Origin of the sequence: Bacillus sp. 22483, assembly GCF_052044605.1 — a bacterium.
In the GTDB taxonomy this organism is placed as follows: Bacteria; Bacillota; Bacilli; order Bacillales; family Bacillaceae; genus Bacillus; species Bacillus altitudinis.
Genome location: NZ_JBQENU010000004.1, coordinates 146,090 through 167,974, shown reverse-complemented (window position 1 = coordinate 167,974; position 21,885 = coordinate 146,090). Strand labels below are relative to the sequence as shown.

21 protein-coding genes are annotated in these 21,885 nt (G+C 41.7%); 4 read left to right on the top strand and 17 right to left on the bottom strand.

Going from position 1 to position 21,885, the window contains the following annotated elements; translation table 11 throughout:
* Positions 1 to 81: 81 nt before the first annotated feature.
* Both fumC and ACTJJQ_RS08030 read right to left on the bottom strand, forming a co-directional pair.
* Positions 82 to 1,476, bottom strand: a complete 1,395-nt coding sequence (gene fumC, locus ACTJJQ_RS08035) for a class II fumarate hydratase (protein WP_050826600.1) — start codon at positions 1,474 to 1,476, stop codon at positions 82 to 84.
* 87 nt (positions 1,477 to 1,563) lie between these two features.
* The gene (locus tag ACTJJQ_RS08030; protein WP_003213147.1) at positions 1,564 to 1,731 is read right to left on the bottom strand and encodes a YvzF family protein; all 168 of its coding nucleotides are present in this window, start codon (positions 1,729 to 1,731) and stop codon (positions 1,564 to 1,566) included.
* Positions 1,732 to 1,844: 113 nt separating this feature from the next.
* Here ACTJJQ_RS08030 and ACTJJQ_RS08025 point away from each other — a divergent pair, with 113 nt between their 5' ends.
* From ACTJJQ_RS08025 to ACTJJQ_RS08010, 4 genes are read left to right on the top strand one after another with little or no spacing between them, the layout of a single operon-like run.
* Positions 1,845 to 3,269, top strand: a complete 1,425-nt coding sequence (locus ACTJJQ_RS08025; protein ID WP_284565182.1) for a spore germination protein — start codon at positions 1,845 to 1,847, stop codon at positions 3,267 to 3,269.
* Positions 3,256 to 4,350: a GerAB/ArcD/ProY family transporter gene (locus ACTJJQ_RS08020; protein WP_249670067.1), complete on the top strand. Its 1,095-nt coding sequence runs from the start codon at positions 3,256 to 3,258 to the stop codon at positions 4,348 to 4,350. The genes ACTJJQ_RS08025 and ACTJJQ_RS08020 overlap by 14 nt, the downstream gene beginning before the upstream one ends.
* On the top strand, positions 4,347 to 5,468 hold the full coding sequence (locus ACTJJQ_RS08015) for a Ger(x)C family spore germination protein (protein ID WP_135009696.1): 1,122 nt from the start codon (positions 4,347 to 4,349) through the stop codon (positions 5,466 to 5,468). The genes ACTJJQ_RS08020 and ACTJJQ_RS08015 overlap by 4 nt, the downstream gene beginning before the upstream one ends.
* A gap of 37 nt (positions 5,469 to 5,505) precedes the next feature.
* Positions 5,506 to 5,874, top strand: a complete 369-nt coding sequence (locus tag ACTJJQ_RS08010) for a hypothetical protein (RefSeq protein WP_041091878.1) — start codon at positions 5,506 to 5,508, stop codon at positions 5,872 to 5,874.
* A 42-nt stretch (positions 5,875 to 5,916) separates the two neighbouring features.
* Here the strand turns inward: ACTJJQ_RS08010 and ACTJJQ_RS08005 are convergent, their stop codons facing one another.
* The 15 genes from ACTJJQ_RS08005 to uxaC form a co-directional block, all read right to left on the bottom strand.
* Positions 5,917 to 6,552, bottom strand: coding sequence for a response regulator (locus ACTJJQ_RS08005; protein WP_007500305.1), 636 nt, complete (start codon positions 6,550 to 6,552; stop codon positions 5,917 to 5,919).
* A complete protein-coding gene (gene liaS / locus ACTJJQ_RS08000; RefSeq protein WP_007500303.1) occupies positions 6,549 to 7,613 on the bottom strand; it encodes a two-component system sensor histidine kinase LiaS in 1,065 nt (354 codons plus the stop codon). The genes ACTJJQ_RS08005 and liaS overlap by 4 nt, the downstream gene beginning before the upstream one ends.
* On the bottom strand, positions 7,610 to 8,374 hold the full coding sequence (gene liaF / locus ACTJJQ_RS07995; protein ID WP_242732097.1) for a cell wall-active antibiotics response protein LiaF: 765 nt from the start codon (positions 8,372 to 8,374) through the stop codon (positions 7,610 to 7,612). Before liaF ends, liaS begins: the two co-directional genes overlap by 4 nt.
* 30 nt (positions 8,375 to 8,404) lie before the next feature.
* Entirely contained in the window at positions 8,405 to 9,274 is an 870-nt protein-coding gene (gene liaG, locus ACTJJQ_RS07990) for a LiaG family protein (RefSeq protein ID WP_045034575.1), read from the bottom strand.
* A gap of 111 nt (positions 9,275 to 9,385) precedes the next feature.
* Positions 9,386 to 10,051, bottom strand: a complete 666-nt coding sequence (gene liaH / locus ACTJJQ_RS07985; RefSeq protein WP_254505914.1) for a stress responsive protein LiaH — start codon at positions 10,049 to 10,051, stop codon at positions 9,386 to 9,388.
* 15 nt (positions 10,052 to 10,066) lie between these two features.
* Positions 10,067 to 10,462 carry a hypothetical protein gene (locus ACTJJQ_RS07980; RefSeq protein ID WP_024719792.1) on the bottom strand — a complete coding sequence of 132 codons (396 nt, stop codon included), beginning with the start codon at positions 10,460 to 10,462 and terminating at the stop codon, positions 10,067 to 10,069.
* Positions 10,463 to 10,830: 368 nt separating this feature from the next.
* Positions 10,831 to 11,397: a cob(I)yrinic acid a,c-diamide adenosyltransferase gene (locus ACTJJQ_RS07975; protein WP_045034576.1), complete on the bottom strand. Its 567-nt coding sequence runs from the start codon at positions 11,395 to 11,397 to the stop codon at positions 10,831 to 10,833.
* A 132-nt stretch (positions 11,398 to 11,529) separates the two neighbouring features.
* On the bottom strand, positions 11,530 to 12,816 hold the full coding sequence (locus tag ACTJJQ_RS07970; RefSeq protein WP_242731044.1) for a heme ABC transporter ATP-binding protein: 1,287 nt from the start codon (positions 12,814 to 12,816) through the stop codon (positions 11,530 to 11,532).
* On the bottom strand, positions 12,813 to 13,871 hold the full coding sequence (locus ACTJJQ_RS07965; RefSeq protein ID WP_242731047.1) for a FecCD family ABC transporter permease: 1,059 nt from the start codon (positions 13,869 to 13,871) through the stop codon (positions 12,813 to 12,815). Before ACTJJQ_RS07965 ends, ACTJJQ_RS07970 begins: the two co-directional genes overlap by 4 nt.
* Positions 13,837 to 14,787, bottom strand: coding sequence for an ABC transporter substrate-binding protein (locus ACTJJQ_RS07960; protein ID WP_242731049.1), 951 nt, complete (start codon positions 14,785 to 14,787; stop codon positions 13,837 to 13,839). The genes ACTJJQ_RS07965 and ACTJJQ_RS07960 overlap by 35 nt, the downstream gene beginning before the upstream one ends.
* A gap of 171 nt (positions 14,788 to 14,958) precedes the next feature.
* Entirely contained in the window at positions 14,959 to 16,350 is a 1,392-nt protein-coding gene (locus ACTJJQ_RS07955; protein ID WP_242731051.1) for a glycoside hydrolase family 28 protein, read from the bottom strand.
* 20 nt (positions 16,351 to 16,370) lie between these two features.
* Entirely contained in the window at positions 16,371 to 17,864 is a 1,494-nt protein-coding gene (locus tag ACTJJQ_RS07950; RefSeq protein WP_242731053.1) for a UxaA family hydrolase, read from the bottom strand.
* Entirely contained in the window at positions 17,861 to 19,312 is a 1,452-nt protein-coding gene (locus ACTJJQ_RS07945; protein ID WP_242731055.1) for a tagaturonate reductase, read from the bottom strand. Before ACTJJQ_RS07945 ends, ACTJJQ_RS07950 begins: the two co-directional genes overlap by 4 nt.
* Before the next feature lie 58 nt (positions 19,313 to 19,370).
* The gene (locus tag ACTJJQ_RS07940; protein WP_242731057.1) at positions 19,371 to 20,381 is read right to left on the bottom strand and encodes a LacI family DNA-binding transcriptional regulator; all 1,011 of its coding nucleotides are present in this window, start codon (positions 20,379 to 20,381) and stop codon (positions 19,371 to 19,373) included.
* A gap of 67 nt (positions 20,382 to 20,448) precedes the next feature.
* The gene (gene uxaC / locus ACTJJQ_RS07935; protein ID WP_440600100.1) at positions 20,449 to 21,885 is read right to left on the bottom strand and encodes a glucuronate isomerase; all 1,437 of its coding nucleotides are present in this window, start codon (positions 21,883 to 21,885) and stop codon (positions 20,449 to 20,451) included.

Sequence of the window (21,885 nt, the reverse complement as noted above, 5' to 3'; positions counted from 1 at the left end):
ATTGTGACAAACAATCAAACTTCTTTTCTGATTTCAGGGAGTTTCCATTAAAAAAACCAGAGGCACAGAGGCCTCTGGTTTTTATTTTGCTTTCGGTGTCACCATTTCTTCTGGTTTCACAAACTCTTCAAACTGCTCTTCTGTTAATAGCTCTAATTGAAGGGCAGCTTCTTTTAACGTTAAACCTTCTTTGTGCGCAAGCTTCGCAATTTTCGCTGCATTTTCATATCCGATGTGCGGGTTCAGTGCCGTCACAAGCATCAATGAATTATTCAGGTTTTTCTCGATTGTTTCTAGGTTTGGTTCAATTCCAACGGCACACTTGTCATGGAATGAGTTCATGCCGTCAGCAAGCAATTCAACTGACTGCAAGAAGTTATAGATGATGACCGGCTTAAATACGTTCAGCTCGAAGTTTCCTTGGCTTGCGGCAAAACCGATCGTTGCATCATTCCCCATGATTTGTGCGGCAACCATTGTTAAAGCTTCACTTTGAGTTGGGTTGACTTTTCCTGGCATAATGGAGCTGCCTGGCTCATTTTCAGGAATGATCAATTCACCAATTCCGCAGCGAGGACCACTTGCAAGCCATCTCACATCATTGGCAATTTTCATTAAGTCAGCTGCAAGAGCTTTAAGCGCACCGTGTGCATATGTGATTTCATCATGGCTTGTGAGCGCATGGAATTTATTTGGTGAAGAATTGAACGTTTGACCTGTTAACTGGCTGATTTCTTCTGCCACGTATTTGCCAAACTCAGGATGTGCGTTAATTCCTGTCCCAACAGCTGTTCCGCCAATCGCAAGTTCTCTCATTTTTTCAGTAGATTCTAAAATCATTTCTTTTGAACGGTCAAGCATGTACACCCAGCCGCTAATCTCTTGGCCAACTGTAAGTGGTGTTGCATCTTGCAAATGCGTACGGCCAATTTTCACGATTTCTTGGTATGCTTTTGCTTTCTCATCAAGCGTCGCTCTTAACTGGTCAATCGCAGGCAATAGCTTTTTGTACACAGCTAAAACAGCTGCCACGTGCATAGCCGTTGGGAATGTATCATTTGAGCTTTGGCTACGGTTGACATCGTCATTCGGGTGAATGCTGAATTCACTATTTTTATCTTTCAAGTAAGCAGTTGCTCTATTTGCAACGACTTCGTTCATGTTCATGTTACTTTGTGTTCCACTTCCTGTTTGCCATACAACAAGCGGGAAATGCTCGTCATATTTTCCACTGATGATGTCATCACATACAGCAGCAATCGCTTCTGCTTTTTCACTTTCTAAGTTGCCAAGACGTTCGTTGGCAATCGCTGTGCTACGTTTCAAAATTGCAAACGCATTCACAACTTCCTTTGGCATTTTCTCAGAACCGATTTTGAAATTTTCTTTGCTTCGTTGTGTTTGTGCACCCCAGAACTTGTCCTTTGGCACCTTGATTTCGCCCATTGTATCTTTTTCGATTCTAAATTCTGTCATTATGTATCCCTCCATAGCTTCATCACTCAACTCTATTCTATACAAAAAACGAAAATCCTTTAAGCGTTTTCAATTAAAATTTTATCTTTATTTTAATTTTAGTTCAATATAAACACGAACATCTTTGGAATATTTGTATTTCGGATTGGTTTTTCCGTAATCTTTTGACGTATAGGTCACCTCATAATGCTTGTCAAACGACTGTAGAATACGGTCGATCTCCTCTTTTGTTCCTGCTAAACGAATTTGCGCCATCTTCTTTCCTCCAACACCGTGATTCTTTCATATACCACAAAATAATAAAACACAGAATATTGTTTTTTCAAGCAGGTAATGCTAAGAAAAAGAAATTGAGGCGGGTGATCCTTTTGAATCAAACTCCATTGAAAGAGCACTTATACGATAATCTCTCTGTCATTCTCCCTCAGTTAAAGGACATGGATGATTTGATCCATGAGAAAAAAACATTGCCTCATGGACAGGTTGTCTACTATTTATACATTAAAGAAATGAACGAAGCGATGCAGATTCAATCCTTCTTAAAGCTGCTATTGCAAGATCATGCCTCTCTAACAAAAGAGAAGCTAGAATCCAATTTATCGATGATGACTACCCGTACGGTAAAAACCTCTGAAGAACTAGTAGATGCTATTTTCCAAGGACATTGTGTCGTACTGATTAACGGATTTCAACATGCTTATATTTTAGAAACACACGGAACGAAGAAACGCAATTTAGGAGATGCTACGTCTGAAACCGTCGTAAGAGGACCAAAAATTGGTTTCATTGAAGATATCAACACGAACTTAGCTCTCGTCAGACAGCGTTTGAAAAACCCTGATCTCAAAACAGTAGACATGAAAATCGGTGAAAAGAAATACACCCAAGTATCGATCATGTACATTGATGGTATCGTTGAGCCCTCTGTTTTAAAAGAGGTAAAAAAGCGTCTCAAACAAGTCACGATTGATGATATTCAAGACTCTGGCATTCTTGAGGAGCTCATTGAAGACAATGTGTATTCTCCTTTTCCGCAAATTCAAAACACAGAACGGCCTGATAAAGTGGCATCTGCTTTAAACAATGGGCGCGTCGCCATCTTTGTTGATCATTCGCCTTTTATCTTAATTGTGCCTGCTTCCCTTGCGATAATTATGCAGTCACCTGATGATTATTATGAAAGATGGATCGCCGCCTCTCTTATTCGTTTGCTGCGTTTTACGTCCATCTTTCTCACATTGTTTTTATCAGCCATTTATATTGCCCTTGTGTCCTTCCATCAAGGTCTTTTGCCCACAACTTTAGCTATTTCCATCTCAAGCACACGAGAGAATGTCCCCTTTCCTCCTATTGTGGAAGCACTCATCATGGAAATGACCATTGAGCTGCTGCGAGAGGCTGGGTTAAGGCTTCCTAATCCACTTGGACAAACAATCGGACTTGTGGGCGGTGTTGTCATTGGGCAGGCAGCCGTACAAGCCCATATCGTTAGCTCCATTATGGTCATTATTGTTAGCGTCATTGCACTTGCATCCTTTACCTTTCCTCAATATGGAATGGGGATATCATTTCGTGTCCTTCGATTTGTATCCATGTTTACTGCAGCTGCATTCGGTTTATATGGACTTGTCCTGTTTATGCTCGTCTTACTCACTCATTTGACAAGACAAAAAAGCTTTGGCACCCCATATTTTTCACCAGATTTTGTTTTCAGTTATAAAAATGAGGACAATTCCATCATCAGATTGCCTTTGAAAAATCAAAAGAAAGGGGAACGACATGGTCAATCATAAAGAGTCGATCACAAGCTATCAGGCAAGTGCCATTATCGCCAATACCACGCTAGGCGCAAGTATGATGATTCTGCCAAGATCAATGGCTCAAGCTGCGCAAACACCTGACGGCTGGATTGCACTCTTACTCATGAGTGTGATATACATTGTGTTCATTTTTGTCAATGTGCTCATGATGAAAAAGGTTTCCTTTTCTTCCTACTATGACTATACAAAAGAAGGGCTTGGGAAATGGATTGGCTCACTTGCCAACCTGTTGATTATTATTTACTTTCTCGGCGTTGCCAGCTATGAAGTACGGGCTATGTCTGAGATGGTGAAATTCTTTCTACTTCAAAACACACCTGTAGCGGTGACGATGATCAGCTTTATTTTGGTTGGTTTTTACCTTGTGATTGGGGGGATTGGTGATTTTGCCCGACTGTGCCCTTTTTTTCTGATTGTCACACTCATCATCTTATTTGTAGCCTACGGACTTAGTGTACAAGAGTTTAAGCTCGATAACCTACGGCCAGTTTTAGGAGAGGGCATTTCCCCTGTTTTCAATTCCTTGAATGCTTCGGCCATTTCGTTTGTCGGCATTGAAATGATGCTTTTCATGCCTGCCTATATGAATACGCAAAAACACACTTTTGCATATGGCTCCATCGGCTTTTTGATTCCTGCGATCATCTATATTTTCACCTATATTCTTGTGGTTGGTGCGCTCACGGTGAAAGAAACGGCGACTCTGACGTGGCCGACCATTGCCTTATTTCAATCATTTGATATTCAGGGGATTTTTATTGAACGGATTGAATCCTTTTTGCTGATTGTTTGGCTTGTCCAGCTTTATACGAGCTTTGTAGGATATACGTTTTTTGCTACGATAGGAGTCATCAAATTGACTAAATTCCCTAAAAAAATCGCGCTCGCCTTGATGGGCATTGTGATCTTCTTTGCCGCTCTTTTCCCAAAAGATGTTGATACGGTCCGAGACTATTTAACCTACGTAAACAACTTGTTCTTTCTTCTATTTGGTATACTCCCGTTTCTTTTATTTATCATCGTATTTTTCAAAAGGAGGCGGAAAACAGCATGAAAAAGAAAGCGGTTCTTGCGCTCTTCTCACTGATTCTATTATGCGGGTGCTGGGATAGTACAAATATCGAGGAGCTCAACATGGCAATTGGATTTGCTGTAGATAAAGGAGATGACGGACATAAATTGAAGCTGTCTATGCAGGTGCTCGTTCCGCAAAAAATTGAGCAAGAATCAAGCGTGAAAGATCCGACGAAGATTATTGAAACAAGCGGTGATTCCATACACCAAATTTTTCGTACGACGGCCCTAAAAACACACCGCATTTTTGCTCAGCAGCTGAGGGTTTATTTGTTTTCTCAAGACCTTATCAATGAAAATAATTTCGATTTGGTCATCAATCAATTCATTCGGGACAATGAAACACGAAGAGGAAGCCTTGTCTTTATGGCTTCTGAGAAGCCTGGAGATATGTTGAAAATCAATGACGACGGCCAGCCTGCCGCTTCCACCTTATACGATATTTCTTCGAATACAAAAACGACCATTCGTATGTTCAAGCCCGTTTCCTTAGGAGATATTTCTTCTGCTATGCAAAACAACGTATCCTTTGCCATTCCGAAAGTCACTGTCAGTCAGGGAAAATTAATGCTGGACGGCGCCTCGATTATTCAGAACAAACGATTTCTCACCAACATTTCTCCTTTAGCAGTGCAGTCTTACAACCTGTTGACTGGAGACGCTAAAGGCGGAGTGATTGAATTCCAATATGAACATAGCATTTATTCTTTTGAGATCTTTAAAATCAAACACAACATCGACACCCATAAAGCAGCCAGTGGCAAATATGAATTTGATGTGTCAGTTGAACTCGATGGAAGATTGTCTGAGGATTGGAATGAACGAGAAAACGCATTTAATGAAAAATATCTCCAAGAAATTGAGAAAGTCGTGGCACATCGACTTGAGGAAAATGTAAAAGATTTTATCGGGGAATTACAGCATGAGATCAAAGCAGATATTTGTGGATTTTATCAAAAAGCGAGTATTGCCTATCCGAAGGAATTCCGAAAAGAAGCAAAACATTGGGATGACATTTTTAGTGAATCCGATATTCGTTACAAGGTAAATGTGAAAATCCGTGACTTCGGGACTAAGGGCGCAACACAATCCTTATAGAGTATGTTAAAATGGTAAGAAAAAAAGGGTGTCAATCATGAAACGAGCTTTACTTTCGGCCGGCATTCTATTTTTGATTCTAGGAATACTTCTGTTAGTCGTGGTATTCATGCAATCAAAAGAAGATTTCTTCATTGAAGCCGACAGCTTTTCAAGCACATTTTTGATCGTGATTTATTATGGACAAACCCCTGCGCTCCTTCTGATTGGAGGCGGTTTATTTGTTGGACTTTCACAGATCATTGATTTGCAAGAGAAAAAAGCGGCAGTGGCAAAGGAAAGCGTCAAACTGCTTTCCGAGTTGAAGAAAACCCTGGAAGACAAATCGGCCGAGGAGCAGGAGGCTTTTCCAGTTCCTGAGCTCCATCAACTATCCGAACGTCCAATCACAGGACAGAAGGACTAATTTTGCGCATGTTCCAGCAGCTTTCATTTGAAAGCTGTTTTTTTATTGAATCAGCTTATGGCGATGTGCATACACGGCTGCTTGTGTGCGGTCTTCTACATCGAGCTTGGAAAGAATGTTGGTAATATGCGTCTTGACTGTTTTGATGGTAATAAACAATTCCTCAGCAATGACCTTATTCGATTTCCCATCGGCAATCAGCTTTAATATTTCCATCTCTCTTGCGGTTAACGAATCGTGCAGAATGGACCCATTTGATGAATGGCGGAGTTTGTTCATGACCTTTCCAGCTACTTTTGATTCAAGTCTTGGTTCGCCGATACTCGCAGACCTGATGGCATCAGCAATTTCTCCTGCTTTCGATGTTTTTAAAAGATAGCTTAATGCACCAGCCTCAATAACTGGATACACTTTATCATCATCAATAAAGCTCGTCAGTACAATAATCCGAGCATCCTCTATTTCTTGACAAATTCTTTTCGTTGCTTCGATGCCATCCATGCCTTCCATAACAAGGTCCATTAAAATCACGTCTGGCTTTAATTCAACCGCTAGTTCTACACCTTTTTGTCCATCTGACGCTTCACCGATGACTTCAATATCCGCCTGTGCCTCTAAAAAAGCAGCAAGACCCATTCTCACCATTTCGTGATCGTCAATTAAAAGCACTCGAATCATCGAACGTTCTCTCCTTTTCCTTCATCAAAAATGGGAACCTTCACATCAATTTGTGTGCCTTTTCCCTCAAATGACATAATCTCTGCGACACCGCCTACTTCACTTGTTCTTTCTCGTATCGATTCAAGTCCGTAGGAAGCAGTCTTCACATGATCTGTTTGAAAACCAATCCCGTTGTCGATAATTTTCAACTGAACTTGACGGTTCCGAATAAGCAGACGTACTGTCACCTTTGTCGCCTTTGCATGCCTAAACACATTGGAAAGGGCTTCTTGCACAATTCGGAACAGATGGTCCTCCACCCCTTTAGACAGCGGAGCATCATCTTCTATTTCCCAATCAATATCAATTGGCTGCTTTGCCTGAAATTCATTGAGTAGCTCAATCAAGCCTTTTTTCAAGTCTTTTCCTTCAAGGGTGATCGGTCTTAAATGCAGGAGGAGTGCACGCATCTCATTTTGTGCATCGCCAGCCATTCGTTCCACAAGACGCATTTGCTTTAAAATCTTTTCATCCTTTTCCTTCATCCCTTCAAGAATCGCAGACGTCATCATCGAAATGGCGAATAGCTGCTGGCTGACTGCATCATGCAGCTCACGCGCTAGACGCTGACGCTCTTCTGAGACAACCGATTTTTTCATTTGAACCTGCCATTCAGCTCGCTCATTTGAAAGCTTTTGTAAGGAGGCTACTTGCCCTTCCACTCGTTTCGCCATTTCATTTAATTGATCTGCCGCCAAACCAATTTCATCATCACCTAGAGAAGGCAGTCTATAGGCAAAATTCCCATTTTCAAACTTCAAAATCGACTCTACAAGCTGATCCAGCCGCTTCTTATGCTGATAGCCAAACACATGCCCCGCTGATACACCAATGGCGAGACTAATAATGAGTAAAATACAAAAAAACGGGATGCCGAACCACCGCGTAGACAGCAAAATCATGGGATCAAGCTGGTAATAAAAAAACATCGGGAGTGTCGTCATGATGACAACACCAAGCGAGATACCGACTGCAAGACGAACAGATTGCCACTGGATGCCTAAATGCAGTTTCCTCATAAGTACCTCACATCCACATCCCCAATCAGGAGAGAAATGGAGATTTTCACTTTTCGCTTACTCTCATCATAATCATTTGTCATGACATACACTTTACTGCCGAACCCGCTTCTTTTTTCATCAATGATTTTCATATCACCAATCGCAGCCGAAGCACTCACACATACTTCAATATCCTGAGGTACATAAATATCGACATCTCCGATGAGCCCACTAATGACGATCGTGCTCTCTTCCTCAGCAATGATTGCCTTTGATAAGTCGATTTTGACATCGCCAATAAAACCTGAAATGGTCAAATCGCTTAATTGAAATGGTTTTTTCATCAGCCTGACTTCACCGATAAAGAAATCATGCTCCTTGCGCGGCTTCGTCTGGCTTTTTGTTTTCTTCTGATCGCCCTCTTTTTCAAGATTGACTTTCAGTGAAGGCTTTCCATCGTCTGATGAATCCTTTTTATCGACATCAAAAACAGGTTTGTTTTTCAATAAACGATAGCCCGCATAGATCAAAAAGGCAGCAAATAAATACCCAGTCAAACTAAACGTGATATTTAGTAGAAACTTCAAGAAGAGAAAGCCTGCAAAAATATAGGAAACCGAACCGAGCCAACGTTTAGATCGAGAGTGCAGCCAATAACCAGCTAGAGCAAAAAACACTGGCCAAAATAGGTCTGCCCCAATCCCAATAATTTTGAGAAAAAGATTTATACCGAAAATCACCACAATGATGCCTAAAATTTGATTTCTAGAAAAACGCAGTTGACTCGCCTCCTTCCTTTTTACGTTTGTTTACCGCAATTTTAAGTTTCCGCTTGTCATCTCAATATCGACTAAGTGTGTCCCTTTCCCATGCGTGCCTGTAAAACCTCGGCCTTCACTATCCGCTTGGTCAAAATCATACGAATGATCAATACGTCCACTCGTTTTTTTCACTTGGACTTTGAAATCTCCCTCATCTGGCAAGTTAAATTTCGCACTGCCTGATGTCATGTGAAAGTCGACTGGTGAATCAATTGTATCAAAGCTTGCTGTCAGCCTGCCGCTTGTCATGCCTAATTGCAGCTTTCCTTTTACATCTTGAATATCAGCACGACCAGAAGTGGCACCAATATCACTTTCCTTCGCATCAATATGAGACACTGAAAGTCTGCCAGAAGTCGCTTTGATTTCCACACGATTTGCTGAGAAATTCTCAGCTGTGAGGTTTCCGCTCGTTGATTTGAGCGTCACATCTTGAAGAGACAGCTTTCCTTCGCCATTTACTTCGCTCACGCCGATTCCACCTGTTATTTTCACATCTTTATGATAATCTGTTGGAATTTTGACTAAGAGTTCTCCTTTTTCAAATGCAGAGAAAAACAAAAATCCTTTATTTTCAGCACGGACTTTGAATGTTCCGCCTGTTTGTTCCGCATACATTTTCCCTTTTCCATTCACAACCATCACAGAAATATCCGAACGATCTTCCGGCTTCACCTTGATGCGAAATCCAGAAAGAGAGATATCTAATTGTTCAACCTCATCCTTTTTCGCTGAAGCTGTTGTGACCGCTTTATCACGAGAAAAGCTCAAATGAAAGAGATCTCCATTTTTGAAAAGCATCCCAATCATCAAAAAAACACCAACAAGTATACAAATTAGACCAATGAACCGTTTCATTTATATCATCCCTTTATCCTTTGACCTTTTTATTATAAGGAAAAGCGAAACAGAAAGAAATCAAATAACGGAAGAAAAATCCTGTTTTTCTTCCGTTTTGACACATTTCCATTAGTTTGCCGGCTGTTTCTCAAGCTGCTTTGATCGCTTAAGCTTTTGCCATTCCTTTTCAACCTCATCAGCGTAATCAAGATGAGCATATGCACCCTGATCGCCAAATTGTGCATAACTGCCCGCTTTTGTCTCCATTTCCTCTATACGGTTCTCCATGCGTAGAAATTCTTTATAAGCACTTTCACTATCAACCTTATTCATAGATTCATTCATATGCTGCTTTGCCTGTGCGGCATTGGCTCTTGCAATCAGCGCTTGCTTCTTGTCTTTAACATCACGCAGCTTTGTTTCTAGATGCTGCAACTGTTCTTTCAGCTCTTTCAGCTGTTTAACAGATTGCTGATAGGCTTCTTGATATTCGTTGTGCTTTTCTTCAAAATACTTCATTTCAGTCAGTGCTTTCCGTGCAAGTTCTTCTTCTCCTGCATGAAACGCCAGCTCCGCCTGTTTCTTTCGCTTATCAGCAAATGCTTCTGTTTCTTCTGCTTTTCTCAAGAAACCTTGCTGAATGGTTTGCTGTTTAATGATCGCATGTTTCGCTTTGGCAATATCGTCCTCCATATCACGAACATATTGATTCAGCATGACACGCGGATTCTCCAGTTTATCTAAGCCTTCATTGACTGTTGCAACAATCATATCACGTACTCTTCTTAATACCATTTCATATTCCTCCCTTTATTTTTTCTTTAAAAAGTCTTCCCATTCTTGATCAAATGACGTGTGCATAGATTCTTCCATGTTCGGTGCCGTGTTTGGCTCCATATATGTTGTTCTGCCGGATGATTCCTTTGCAGATTCACCATTGATCATCTTCCAGCCAAAGTAGAGAAGTACTCCAGCAAACGCGATTCCGAGTAAAAATGGCAGCGACTGTGCGACGAGCAATACACCGATAATAGAGAGTATGACCCCTGTTGTTTTACTGCCTTTATCATATTTTTTGACACCTACATAAATGAGCCACGCCCCAATCAAAGTCGGGATCAGCCCGCCCAATGAACCACCAAAGAAGATGGATAAACCGATAAACATCAGGATTGAACCGATGATGGTTTTACTTGTGATTTTCATCTTCATGCCTCCTTTCTTGCTCCTTGCTTTAACTATAGTCAAAAAAGGAAGCCGACAAAACGTGTCGTAGATTGATCTTTGATTGCGACCAGAGTCGTAACATGGCTCAGACTGAACGGTTGAATCTATAGAAAAAGCACTCTTCGACTAGAAGAGTGCTCAGATTATTGACAAAGGGCTAAAATGAACTTGATTTTAGCCCTTTGTCTTCTTTTCAACGTGATAGAAAACCTTTGCAGTCTAGGAAGAACGAGTACTGGCGCAGAGCGAATTGGACATTCGTGAGCACCGGCACGCAGGACTGACAAAGAATGCGAGGGTTTGTCTACACGCTGAACACTCTTCGACTAGAAGAGTGCTTTTCCTCATTAAGAACGAAACACATCTGCACTTCGTTCATATTCAACATCTGCTTCACCGAGCCGATGATTCACAATACGGGCGGCAGCAAATAAATAATCGGATAGACGGTTCACATATGTGAGCGTAACTGCTGGAATTTCCTCCTGCTTTGCGAGTGTCACAATATGCCGCTCGGCTCTCCTGACGACTGTTCGCGCTACATGTAAGAGGGCAGCACCTTCCTGGCCCCCAGGTAAAATAAATTTAGTCAGTGGCGCGGCTTCTTCTACATACACGTCCATTCGCTTTTCAAGGACTGTGACAGATTCTTCTTTTAACTTGCCTTCTTTCGGTGGTTTCACCGCTGCTAAATCACCGCCGCAGTCAAACAGTTCATGCTGAATGACCATCAGCTCAGATAGAATATCTTGAAACAATTCGCCATGCTGCCTTAAGTTTGCATGGGCTAGTCCAATCAAACTATTCGCCTCATCTAATGTACCGTACGCTTCTACTCTTGCGTCATCTTTATCAGCCCGCCCGCCAATCAAGCCTGTTTGACCTTGATCTCCGGTTTTTGTATAAAGTTTCATTGAGGTTCCCCCTTATCCGTTGCTTATTCCTTTTAGTATACCCTGAAGTGGAAAAAATGTATTTGTTTTACTAAAGTCACTGTGATTTAAATATAAAATCATGAATCCCTAAAAAAAAGTGAACCAACCGGTTCACTTTTTCATGGCATTCAATGTATGAAGAAGATGCTTCACTTTCAGTCTGACTCTTTCATGTAAATGAGCAGTATGCTCCTTTTCGTCTGCATTGGCAGCAGCGATACAAAGATGATGTACCTGGATACTTGTCTCTTGTTTAATGAAGTGCATCAGCTCGCCCATTAGCTGGACAGACGCACCATCTGATATCGTTCCTTTCAGCACAAGCCAAACGGACAGCTCTCCTTCTTGATGCATCCCATAAAGAAGGACATCGTCCTCGTCATCTTCAGCGGCGTATTGCTTTGGCCCATCAGATTGACCAAGAAATAAGTACCCTTCCTCATCATCCAGCATGTCATGGAGTGCTTCAGTTCCCGTGCCAAGGGACCGTGTCCAAAAGAAACCCCCGCTTTTCTCATGTGATGAAAGGATGCGCAATGGCTGATGAGTAGAAAATGTCATTCCGTTTGCGCCATATGTTTTCCACCCATCCGCTAAGTTCAGCCTTGAATGTTCAGAGATGGACGCAGGTTCAATTACCAGCTGAGGGTTTGCCCGCAGTGGATGTTGGAGAGGTGTTACATTTGTTTCATACACCCGGTTCACCCGTTCGGTGGTCAACACATGATGCGGTTCTCCCAGCATGTCCGTCTTTCCTTCATTCAGCAAAAGCAGACGGTCACAATACAAACTGGCAATGTTCACATCATGAAACACACCGATCACCGTTAAGTTAGAGGAAACCGTCTCTTGTTTAATCAAATCGAGTAACTCTTTTTGATAAGCTAAATCAAGAAAACTGGTTGGTTCATCCAGCAATAAATAGTCAGGGCACTGAGCCAGCGCTTGAGCTAAGTAAACCCGCTGCTGTTCTCCACCGCTTAACTCATGGATGGATTGATCCTTAAATTGAGCAATATCTGTTTGGTCCATCACCTTGCTGACAATCTCGATATCTTCTTTTGTAACAGATTGTAGCCACCCTTTCTGATAAGGATAACGCCCAAACTGGACCGTTTCTTCCACTGTAAATGAAAAGGCTTGATCGGTCTTCTGGGGAAGAACCGCCAATTTTTGCGCAAGTGCCTTTGGCCGGTAGGATTGAACTGGATGGCCATCTAGTGTTACTTGGCCGCTCTCAGGTGCTAAAATACATGCGATCATTTTAAGTAGCGTTGTCTTACCGCTCCCATTCGGACCAAGGATGCCGAGGAATTCCCCTCGCTCCACTTCAAAACTCACGCCGTGAATGACCTCTTTTTCACCATATCCTCCTCTAACTTCCTTCACTTGAATCATAGATGCGTCCCTCCTCTATATCTGCGGATGAGGATGATGCCAAAGACAGGAGCACCAATTAACGCCGTAATGATGCCAATAGGCAATTCAGTCGGTTCAATGATCGTACGGGAGAGCACATCTGCTAGAACGAGAAAAGAAGCACCATTCAGCATCGACAAAGGCAGCAAATGACGATGATCCGTAATGGATAAAAGACGGATAAAATGTGGAATCACCAGTCCTACAAATCCGATCGTTCCTGACACAGCCACCGCACTTCCAGTCAGAATCGAACCAGCAAGCAACACCACATATTTGCTCCGTTTCACATGAACCCCTAACAGTTTTGCCTTTTCTTCGCCATATGTCATCACATTTAAATCTCTTCCCATCAAGATCAATGCAAATGTACCAATGAGGAAAAAAGGAAGGAAAAGAGCAATATATCGCCAGCCTCTCATAGACACACTGCCTAGAAGCCAATGAATAATCTCTTTTAAATCATCACCTGTTAACGCAATCATTAATGAAATGAGGGCTCCTAAAAAAGAGCTAAAGATGACCCCCGTCAAAATTAAAGAAGAAATGCTCATTCCTCGGTGAACCATACGGGCAAAAAAGAGGACGAGACATAGTGTGACAAGCGCTGTTGTCATACTCAAAAAAGGCAGTGTAAAACTGCCAAGCAAAGGAAACTGCAAACTGAAAAACAATGTGGCTACAGCCCCCACAGATGCCCCTTGAGATACCCCAAGTGTATAAGGGTCAGCGAGAGGATTTTTTAATAAACCTTGAAAGGCTGCACCAGATAACGCCAGAGCTGCTCCGACTAACGCCGCTAATATCACTCTCGGCAGTCGGATATTCATCATAATATTGCGGTCAATTACATCAATGGTTCCGGCCTGAATTCCAAATACTTCATGAACAAAGATCCGAAGTATAGAAGGAATGGGAATCCCTAAACTGCCAAATGAGATTCCCATTCCAATACTCACGACAAGAAGTAAAGCACTTGCTGTGTATGCGATGATGATTTTATTTGAACGTGTCAGGATAGATGCTTTTCGCAAGAGCCTCCACTCCTTCAACCAATCGCGGTCCCGGTCGTGATGCCAGATCCGTATTCAATTGAAAGACTTGTTTTTCTTTGACTGCTTTGATCGCCTTCCAGCCGTCTCTTTTTTTCAGATCAGCTAAACTTGCGCCATCAATCGTAACGATGGCATCAGGATTTCGTTTAATAATTGATTCTTCCGTCATTTGCACCCAGCCTGTTTGGTCGCCAGCAGCATTTTTTGCATGAATGACAGACAACATTTCGTCCATAAACGTTTGTTTACCTGTTGTATAAATTTCAGGCGCACCTGATACTTCGACAAAAACTGTTTTTTGTTTGTCTTTGGAGATGGATTCTGCTTGTTTTTTGATGTCATTCAGTTTTGATTTCATCTCGTCTACAAGCTTCGTTGATGCCTCTTTTACGCCAGCTGCTTCACCAATCATATTAATAGACTTATACACATCTTTGAAGGAAGCTGCATCATTAACAGTCAGCACTTGAATACCTGCATCTTCAAGCTGTTTAAATCCGTCTTTTGAACTCATTTGTGATGCATGTGCTAAGACAAGATCAGGTTTTAAGGAAATAACCTTCTCTACATTGAAATCAAGACCGCCAATCTTCTCCACCTTTTCTACTTCCTTTGGATAGTTGTCAAAGTCTGATCTACCTACGATTTTATCTCCAAGGCCAAGGGCATAGGCAACCTCTGTATTACTTGGAATTAACGAAACAATTCGTTTAGGCTGTTCTTTGATTTCAACGGTTTTACCAGCTGCATCTTTGATGGATACAGGAAATGCCGTAGCCGCTGTCTCTTTAGGCTTTGAACTGTTTGTTTTTTGGTCCGTTTCCGCACCTGCACACCCTGCTAAAACACCGATCACAAGTAACAATGATAGCCAAATACCAGTTAACTTCTTCATCAATAAACCCCCTGCTTTATGTACTGCTTGACGTCATCTCTTTCGTCAATTCTTTTCTAATTTCGGGAATATTATACTACAGAGCAGATAGGTTGTATATGTGATTCAGAATACGTCTTGTCTGTCCTTATAAAAGAAAAACAGCCTTTGACGTGGCTGTTTTCACTTCCGCTATTGGTTGATATGTTCACCATTAATGACAACTTTCTGAAATGAAGGAGATACTGCATGTTCCAATGAAAGAGGGTACGTGACATCGTCAATGACACAGTCTTTCATTTTAAAGTGTGTGACCGGGGAATGTGAGTATGCGACGATCTTGACACCATATCGTCCTCCGCTGCTTTTTAACCCTTCTACTTCAATATGACGGACTACAGGCCTATGCGGACCGGCATCCCCTTCCTCATACATCATGTCGATACAGACCACCTCATGCTTTAAGCTTTTCACTAGATTGTTTTTAAAATAGATGTGTTCAATGGTACCGCCCCTGACAGAGTTGGTCTTAATGCGCAATGCCCTGTCGAGGTTCGGACTGTCCATGACATTATCCTCTGCATATACATACTTGACGCCTCCAGAGATTTCACTCCCGATCGTTACTCCGCCATGACCATCACGCATCGTATTTCTACGAATGACGATGTTTTCAGATGGAACACCGATTCTCCGGCCGTCCTCATTTCTGCCCGATTTAATGGCAATACAATCATCGCCATTATCAAAATAACAATCTTCAATGAGCACATGTCGGCACGACTCTGGATTCACACCATCTGTATTTGGGCCATGACCGATGATATTCACCCCACGGACGATGACGTTTTCACTTAACACCGGATGGACTTGCCACATCGGTGAATCCTTTACGGTTACTCCTTCAATGAGAATGTTTTGGCAATTGTATGGCTGGATAAAGCTTGATCTTAAATAATGGCCTTCGCCAAACACTCTTTCTTCCACTGGTATTCTTTTTTCAGCCATTTCAAAAAGAAGCTGACGATCCCGATCTTGAGAGGGTTGACCATTTGTTCCATACTTCCAAGGCCACCAGTGGTGTTCATCCCCTCTCCCATCCAGCGTGCCTGCTCCTGTAATCGCGATGTTTTCTGCATGATGGGCATAAATAAGTGGTGAATAATTATAAAGCTCAATTCCTTCATATCTTGTTAGAACAAGCGGGAGATAATCACGTGTATCTTGGCTGAAGGTCACATAGGCGTTTTCATGAAGATGAAGCTCTACATTGCTTTTCAATTCTAGAGCGCCTGTCAAAAATGTCCCTTCAGGAATCAGTACACGCCCTCCTTTCAAACGATGTGCATCATCGATGGCAGACTGAATAGCATTTGTCGAAAGCTCTATCCCTTTGTTATCTGCACCATAATGAATGACATTGAATTCACGATCTGGGAACTTTGGCGCTTTTATCTGCTTTAACACCTGATCTATGCCATTTGTTTCTTTGTCTTTTTTCCCTTGCTTTGCTAAACGTGCGAGTCCAATTCCTGTTAGTACTGTTCCTGCTGTCACATACATCAAATTCCGTTTTTTAGACATTTCCTCATCCCCCAGACGTCTTAAAGTGTCACACCTGTTTTAAAAATGGCCAGCTCTCTAAAATTGTTTTTTTCATGATTTAACAGTTTTCCACTCGCCACATCAATCACCGTAGCAATGAATTTCTCTAGCACCACATCTTCTGGTACATCTTCAAGCAATTCCCCCGCATTAAAGTCGATCCAATGTTTTTTTGTTTCATATAAAGCGGTATTGGTCGATACCTTCATCGTTGGAACAAATGTGCCAAACGGTGTGCCTCTGCCTGTTGTAAAGAGGACGAGCTGACAGCCAGACGCTGCGAGAGCAGATGAAGCAACCAAATCATTCCCAGGCGCACTTAATAAATTCAATCCTTTTCGTTTTAGCAGCTCCCCGTATGTTAAAACATCCTTTACAACGGAAGTACCCGCTTTTTGTGTGCAGCCGAGAGATTTATCTTCTAATGTCGAAATTCCTCCTGCTTTATTTCCCGGGGAAGGATTTTCATATACTGGCTGTCGATGATCCATAAAGTATTGTTTAAAATCATTGATCATCTGCACAATATTGTCGAATGTCGCTTTAGATTCCGCTCTCTCCATTAAGATCGTTTCAGCCCCGAACATTTCCGGCACTTCTGTTAAGACGGTGGTTCCGCCTTGAGCCACAATAAAATCGGACAGTCTACCTAAAAGTGGATTTGCGGTAATGCCTGAAAACCCATCTGATCCTCCGCATTTCAAGCCAATTTTCAGCTCAGATAACGGAATGTCTTCACGCTGATCTTCTTTCGCTGCGTCATAAATTTCCTTGAGTAAAGCGACACCTGTCTCAATCTCATCCCCTACTTCTTGGCTTCTTAAAAATTTCACCCTCGTCTGGTCATACTCCCCTAATGTAGCTTTAAAATCCTCAATGTCATTGTTTTCACAGCCAAGCCCTAGAACGAGAACCCCTCCAGCATTTGGGTGCTTTACGGCATTTTGTAAGATGGTTTTTGTGTTTTCATGATCATCCCCAAGTTGTGAGCATCCATAATTGTGTTTTAATACTAACGCCGTTTCAAAAGGATGGATGCTTCCCCCCATTTCAGCGGTAAATATTTGAATGATTTGATCGGCAATGCCATTGACACACCCAACTGTCGGGACAATCCAAAGCTCATTTCGTATACCACTTGCGCCATTTTTTCGTTTATACCCTTTGAATGTCAGATTCGTTTTTTCATAGGGGTTTTCTGTTAAAGAAGGTCGGTATTCGTAATCGAGCTTACCTGATAGATTCGTTTTGATATTGTGCGTATGCACCCATTCTCCAGTCGAAATCGCAGTGGATGCATGACCAATGGGGTAGCCATATTTGATGATATTCTCTTTTTCTTTGATCTCAGCCAATGCAAATTTATGACCTTTAGCAACGGTTTCTTTTAAAATGATTGTATGACCTTGGTGCTGAAGCTCTTCGCCTTGCTCAAGCACTTTTAAAGCGATGCCAACATTATCTGAAGGATGAATCACAACAAAGTCTCTCATGCCTTCTCCCCCTGACTTTCATATTGAAGTATTTGGTGAACAGCAGCTCTCATGCCATTTTCATGTATGCAGGTGAGCTGCTCGGCTACTGCATCCTTCAGCCCTGCGATCCTCGTCAAATCCATCCCCCATAAAACTTCGTTTGAAAGAAGTTGATCGACCATTAATTCATAGGAATGGTCCACTTCCTCCCATGCTCCCTTCATGAATGCCATCACAGACTCATCATCCTTTATTTGATCTGCATGGACTTGATAAAAATAAATCAAACTGCTCAGTGAGAACATAAGCTTCGTAGGCAACTGTTTTTTTAGCTCTATATAATCTAGAAGAGACGGGAGAATACGCGCCCGAAATTTAGATACACCATTTAAGGCAATATCGAGTAATTGATGTTTGACAAAAGGGTTGCAGAATCGATCCCAAACGGATTGTGTATAAAGAAGTAGCTCTTCTTCAGGAAGTGGCAAACTTGGCAACACTTCCTTCTCAAGCATGCGGCGAATGAACACACCAACATGCTCATCATCCACCGCTTTTTTGACAGTGTCCAAGCCACATGCATATGCAATCGGCACCATCGCTGTATGTGCACCGTTTAAAATGCGAACCTTGCTCATACGATAGGGAGCGATATCTTCCACAAAAAGTACGTTTAACCCTGCTTCTTGAAAAGGAAGCTCTTTTTGAACAAACGAAGGTGCTTCAATGACAAACAGGTGATAATATTCTGCCGTGACAAGCAATTCATCGATATACCCCTCTTCTTTTTGAACAGTCTCCGCTGCTTTCCGAGAAAATCCTGGGACAATCCGATCAACTAACGTATTACAGAACGTGTTGGCTTCCTTGACCCAAGCCACAAAATCAGGCGGAAGATTCCACTCAGCTGCCATAGTGATCACATATTCTCTTAATCGATCACCGTTTTGTTCAATCAATTCACAAGGTAAGATGATCAAGCCCTTTTTCTCATCTCCAGAAAAAGCTTTAAAGCGGTGATACAAGAAGGCTGTCAGCTTTCCTGGAAAACTTGCTTGCGGCCGATCTTCTAATCGGTCCTCTTTTCTTAACACAAGTCCTGCCTCTGTTGTATTAGAAAAGACAAAGCGCACATCAGGACTTTCCGCTACATGTAAAAAGGCTTCATAATCTGTATACGTGCTGATTCCCCTGCTGATGGATTGAATGACGATCCGTTCGTTCATTTCTTTTTGGTCATGAAACCCTTGAATACATAAAGTGTACAAACCATCTTGTTCATTTAGAGCGGTCACTGATCCTTTTCGAGGAGGAACAACCACTGCTCTTCCTTTAAAATCTGTACAGTCGTTTAGCTTCTGGATCTGCCAATTCATAAATCCCCGCATAAAGTTCCCTTCGCCAATTTGTAGAATGGTTTCAGGATATTCAGCCACTGGGTACACATCTTTGGATAATCGTCTCAAACGCTTTTCCTCCCCACATTTTTTGCACACGTGAACATTTTCATTTAAAAGATGCTGATTACTGCACCTTTTTTACTGAATCTCTAATCATCAGCTCTGTGTGGACATACACTTTTTCCAGATGATCGTCTTCTTGCTTTTCACCGTTGATGACTGAAAGGATGGCTTCTGCTCCAAGCGCACACATTTTTTCAATTGGCTTTTTGACTGTTGTGAGGGCAGGCGTTGTATAAGATGAAAATGAAATATCATCAAAACCGATAATAGAGAGATCATCAGGACACCTTTTACCTTTTGCAAACAATGCATTCATCGCACCAATCGCCATGTCATCGTTTGAACAAAAAAGGGCAGTTGGTGGATCATCAAGAGTGAGTAAGGCTTCCATTGATTCATAGCCGCTCTTCATATGATAGTCGCCTGTGATCATGTATTCTTTCTTCATAGGTACATGATGGTCAATGAGTGCTTGCAAAAAACCAGCTTTTCTTTCCTGTGTGGATTTAAACCCTTCTTTCCCTTCAATAATGGCAATTTGTTTATGCCCTTGCTGAATGAAATAGTGTGCAGCTTGGTATGCCCCTTCACCATCATCCGCTAATATATTCATCACTCGATTACTTTCTACACGGCGATTCAGTACAATAATGGGAATGCCCTGCTTTTTCACATGATGGATAAACGCTTCATCATGCTCGCTTTGGCTCATGAGCAAAATACCATCATACCGCTGTTTATGAATGGTTGTGTAATCGTGAAAATCGTCAATTCCTCTTACAACCAAATGATAGTTTTCTGTTATCACACTGTTGACGCCTTTTAATGCATCAACAAAGAAACTTGAGGATGTGCCTTCTGTTAAACTCGTAAAAAACAGACCAATTGTAAATGATTTTTGTGAGACAAGGCCTCTGGCATGGACATTCGGTGAGTAATTCAGCTGTTTTGCAATCGACAAGATGTTTTGTTTTGTTTTCTCTTTAATAAAAGGACTATTATTCAAAGCCCTTGATACTGTGGTATGAGAAACGTTTGCCAATTTTGCTATATCTTTGATTGTGACTGTCATGCTATTCCGCCTTTTATGATTTTTTATCATCTTATCATAAAAACGCTTTCATATTCTTGCTTTTTGTTCATATCATCTTGCTTTTATGCGGAAGCTCATTTGCCCGTTCAAATTGAAAATACTGCTTTGCATTTTCATAGCTGATTCCTTTTACCATTCCCCCTAGCAAATTGAGATCATTAGGGGCTTCACCTTTTTCCACCCAATCTCCAATGATGTCACATAACAGTCTACGGAAATATTCATGTCTTGTGTAAGACAGGAAGCTTCGTGAATCTGTCAGCATCCCAATAAATCGGCTGATCAGTCCGATACTGGAAAGTGCCATCATCTGCTCTGTCATTCCCTGCTTTGTATCATTAAACCACCAGGCTGTTCCATGTTGCATTTTCCCAGGAGTTTTTCCATCTTGAAAACTTCCAGCTATTGTTGAAATCACCACATTGTCCCTTGGATTCAAGGAATAGAGGATGGTTTTTGGTAATGCATGTGCTTGTTCTAACCGATCTAATACGCGGCAAAGGGGTTTTGCAATGTCTTCATCATTCATTGCATCATATCCGGTATCTGGTCCAAGCCGCTCAAACATTTTGGAATTGTTGTTTCTGAGCGCATTGATATGAAGCTGCATCGCCCATCCCCGCTGAGCATAAGCCTGACCGAGTTCAATGAATGTGTGCGTTTTAAATTGAACCTTCTCCTTTTCCGTCAATGGATGTCCAGACATTCTTTTATGAAAAATGATCGTAGCTTCTTCTTCCGTCGTGTCTTCGTACGTCATTTCGTTGATGGCATGATCTGAAATCAAACAGCCCTGTTCATGAAAGAAATCGATTCGCATATGAAGTGCTTTTATGAAGTCTTGATAGGATTCGATCTGGATAGATGAAACCTCCGCCAGCTGATGAACATACTCGATAAACAAGCCATTTGTGATATCTAATGCCTTATCTGGCCGAAACCCTGGCAGCACTTGCACAGAAAAGCCTTCTTCCCGCAGTTGTTGGTGATAAATCAACGAATCAACCGGATCGTCTGTCGTCACAACCGTTTCAACATTTGATTTCACAATGAAATCTCTCGCACCAAATCCGTCTCCTTGCAACTTTTCATTTACTTTTTTCCAGATGATGTCTGCGCTTTCTTCATTCAACAGTTCTTCGACATCAAAATATCGTCTTAGCTCTAGATGGGTCCAGTGATAGAGAGGATTTCCAATCGTCATCGGAACGGTTTTCGCCCATGCTAAAAATTTCTCATAATCTGAGGCATCTCCTGTGATATGTGTTTCAGGTATCCCATTTGCTCTCATGGCGCGCCATTTGTAATGATCCCCGTAAAGCCATGCTTCGGTTATATTTTGGAACGTTTTATTTTCATAGATTTCTTTTGGACTTAAATGACAATGGTAATCAATAATCGGAAGGTTCTTTGCAAACTCATGGTATAGCTTTTCCGCCGTTTGACTATTTAATAAAAACTGCTCATCTAAAAAGGCTTTCAT

Coding starts and splice junctions, on each gene's coding strand:
- ACTJJQ_RS08010 (WP_041091878.1), top strand. CDS start 5,506: ATGAAACGAGCTTTACTTTCGGCCGGCATTCTATTTTTGATTCTAGGA.
- ACTJJQ_RS07950 (WP_242731053.1), bottom strand. CDS start 17,864: ATGAGAGACTTTGTTGTGATTCATCCTTCAGATAATGTTGGCATCGCT.
- ACTJJQ_RS07980 (WP_024719792.1), bottom strand. CDS start 10,462: ATGAAAATCACAAGTAAAACCATCATCGGTTCAATCCTGATGTTTATC.
- ACTJJQ_RS07955 (WP_242731051.1), bottom strand. CDS start 16,350: ATGTCTAAAAAACGGAATTTGATGTATGTGACAGCAGGAACAGTACTA.
- ACTJJQ_RS07960 (WP_242731049.1), bottom strand. CDS start 14,787: ATGAAGAAGTTAACTGGTATTTGGCTATCATTGTTACTTGTGATCGGT.
- uxaC (WP_440600100.1), bottom strand. CDS start 21,885: ATGAAAGCCTTTTTAGATGAGCAGTTTTTATTAAATAGTCAAACGGCG.
- ACTJJQ_RS08020 (WP_249670067.1), top strand. CDS start 3,256: ATGGTCAATCATAAAGAGTCGATCACAAGCTATCAGGCAAGTGCCATT.
- liaS (WP_007500303.1), bottom strand. CDS start 7,613: ATGAGGAAACTGCATTTAGGCATCCAGTGGCAATCTGTTCGTCTTGCA.
- ACTJJQ_RS07970 (WP_242731044.1), bottom strand. CDS start 12,816: ATGATTCAAGTGAAGGAAGTTAGAGGAGGATATGGTGAAAAAGAGGTC.
- ACTJJQ_RS07975 (WP_045034576.1), bottom strand. CDS start 11,397: ATGAAACTTTATACAAAAACCGGAGATCAAGGTCAAACAGGCTTGATT.
- fumC (WP_050826600.1), bottom strand. CDS start 1,476: ATGACAGAATTTAGAATCGAAAAAGATACAATGGGCGAAATCAAGGTG.
- ACTJJQ_RS08015 (WP_135009696.1), top strand. CDS start 4,347: ATGAAAAAGAAAGCGGTTCTTGCGCTCTTCTCACTGATTCTATTATGC.
- liaH (WP_254505914.1), bottom strand. CDS start 10,051: ATGGTATTAAGAAGAGTACGTGATATGATTGTTGCAACAGTCAATGAA.
- ACTJJQ_RS08030 (WP_003213147.1), bottom strand. CDS start 1,731: ATGGCGCAAATTCGTTTAGCAGGAACAAAAGAGGAGATCGACCGTATT.
- liaG (WP_045034575.1), bottom strand. CDS start 9,274: ATGAAACGGTTCATTGGTCTAATTTGTATACTTGTTGGTGTTTTTTTG.
- ACTJJQ_RS08005 (WP_007500305.1), bottom strand. CDS start 6,552: ATGATTCGAGTGCTTTTAATTGACGATCACGAAATGGTGAGAATGGGT.
- ACTJJQ_RS07940 (WP_242731057.1), bottom strand. CDS start 20,381: ATGACAGTCACAATCAAAGATATAGCAAAATTGGCAAACGTTTCTCAT.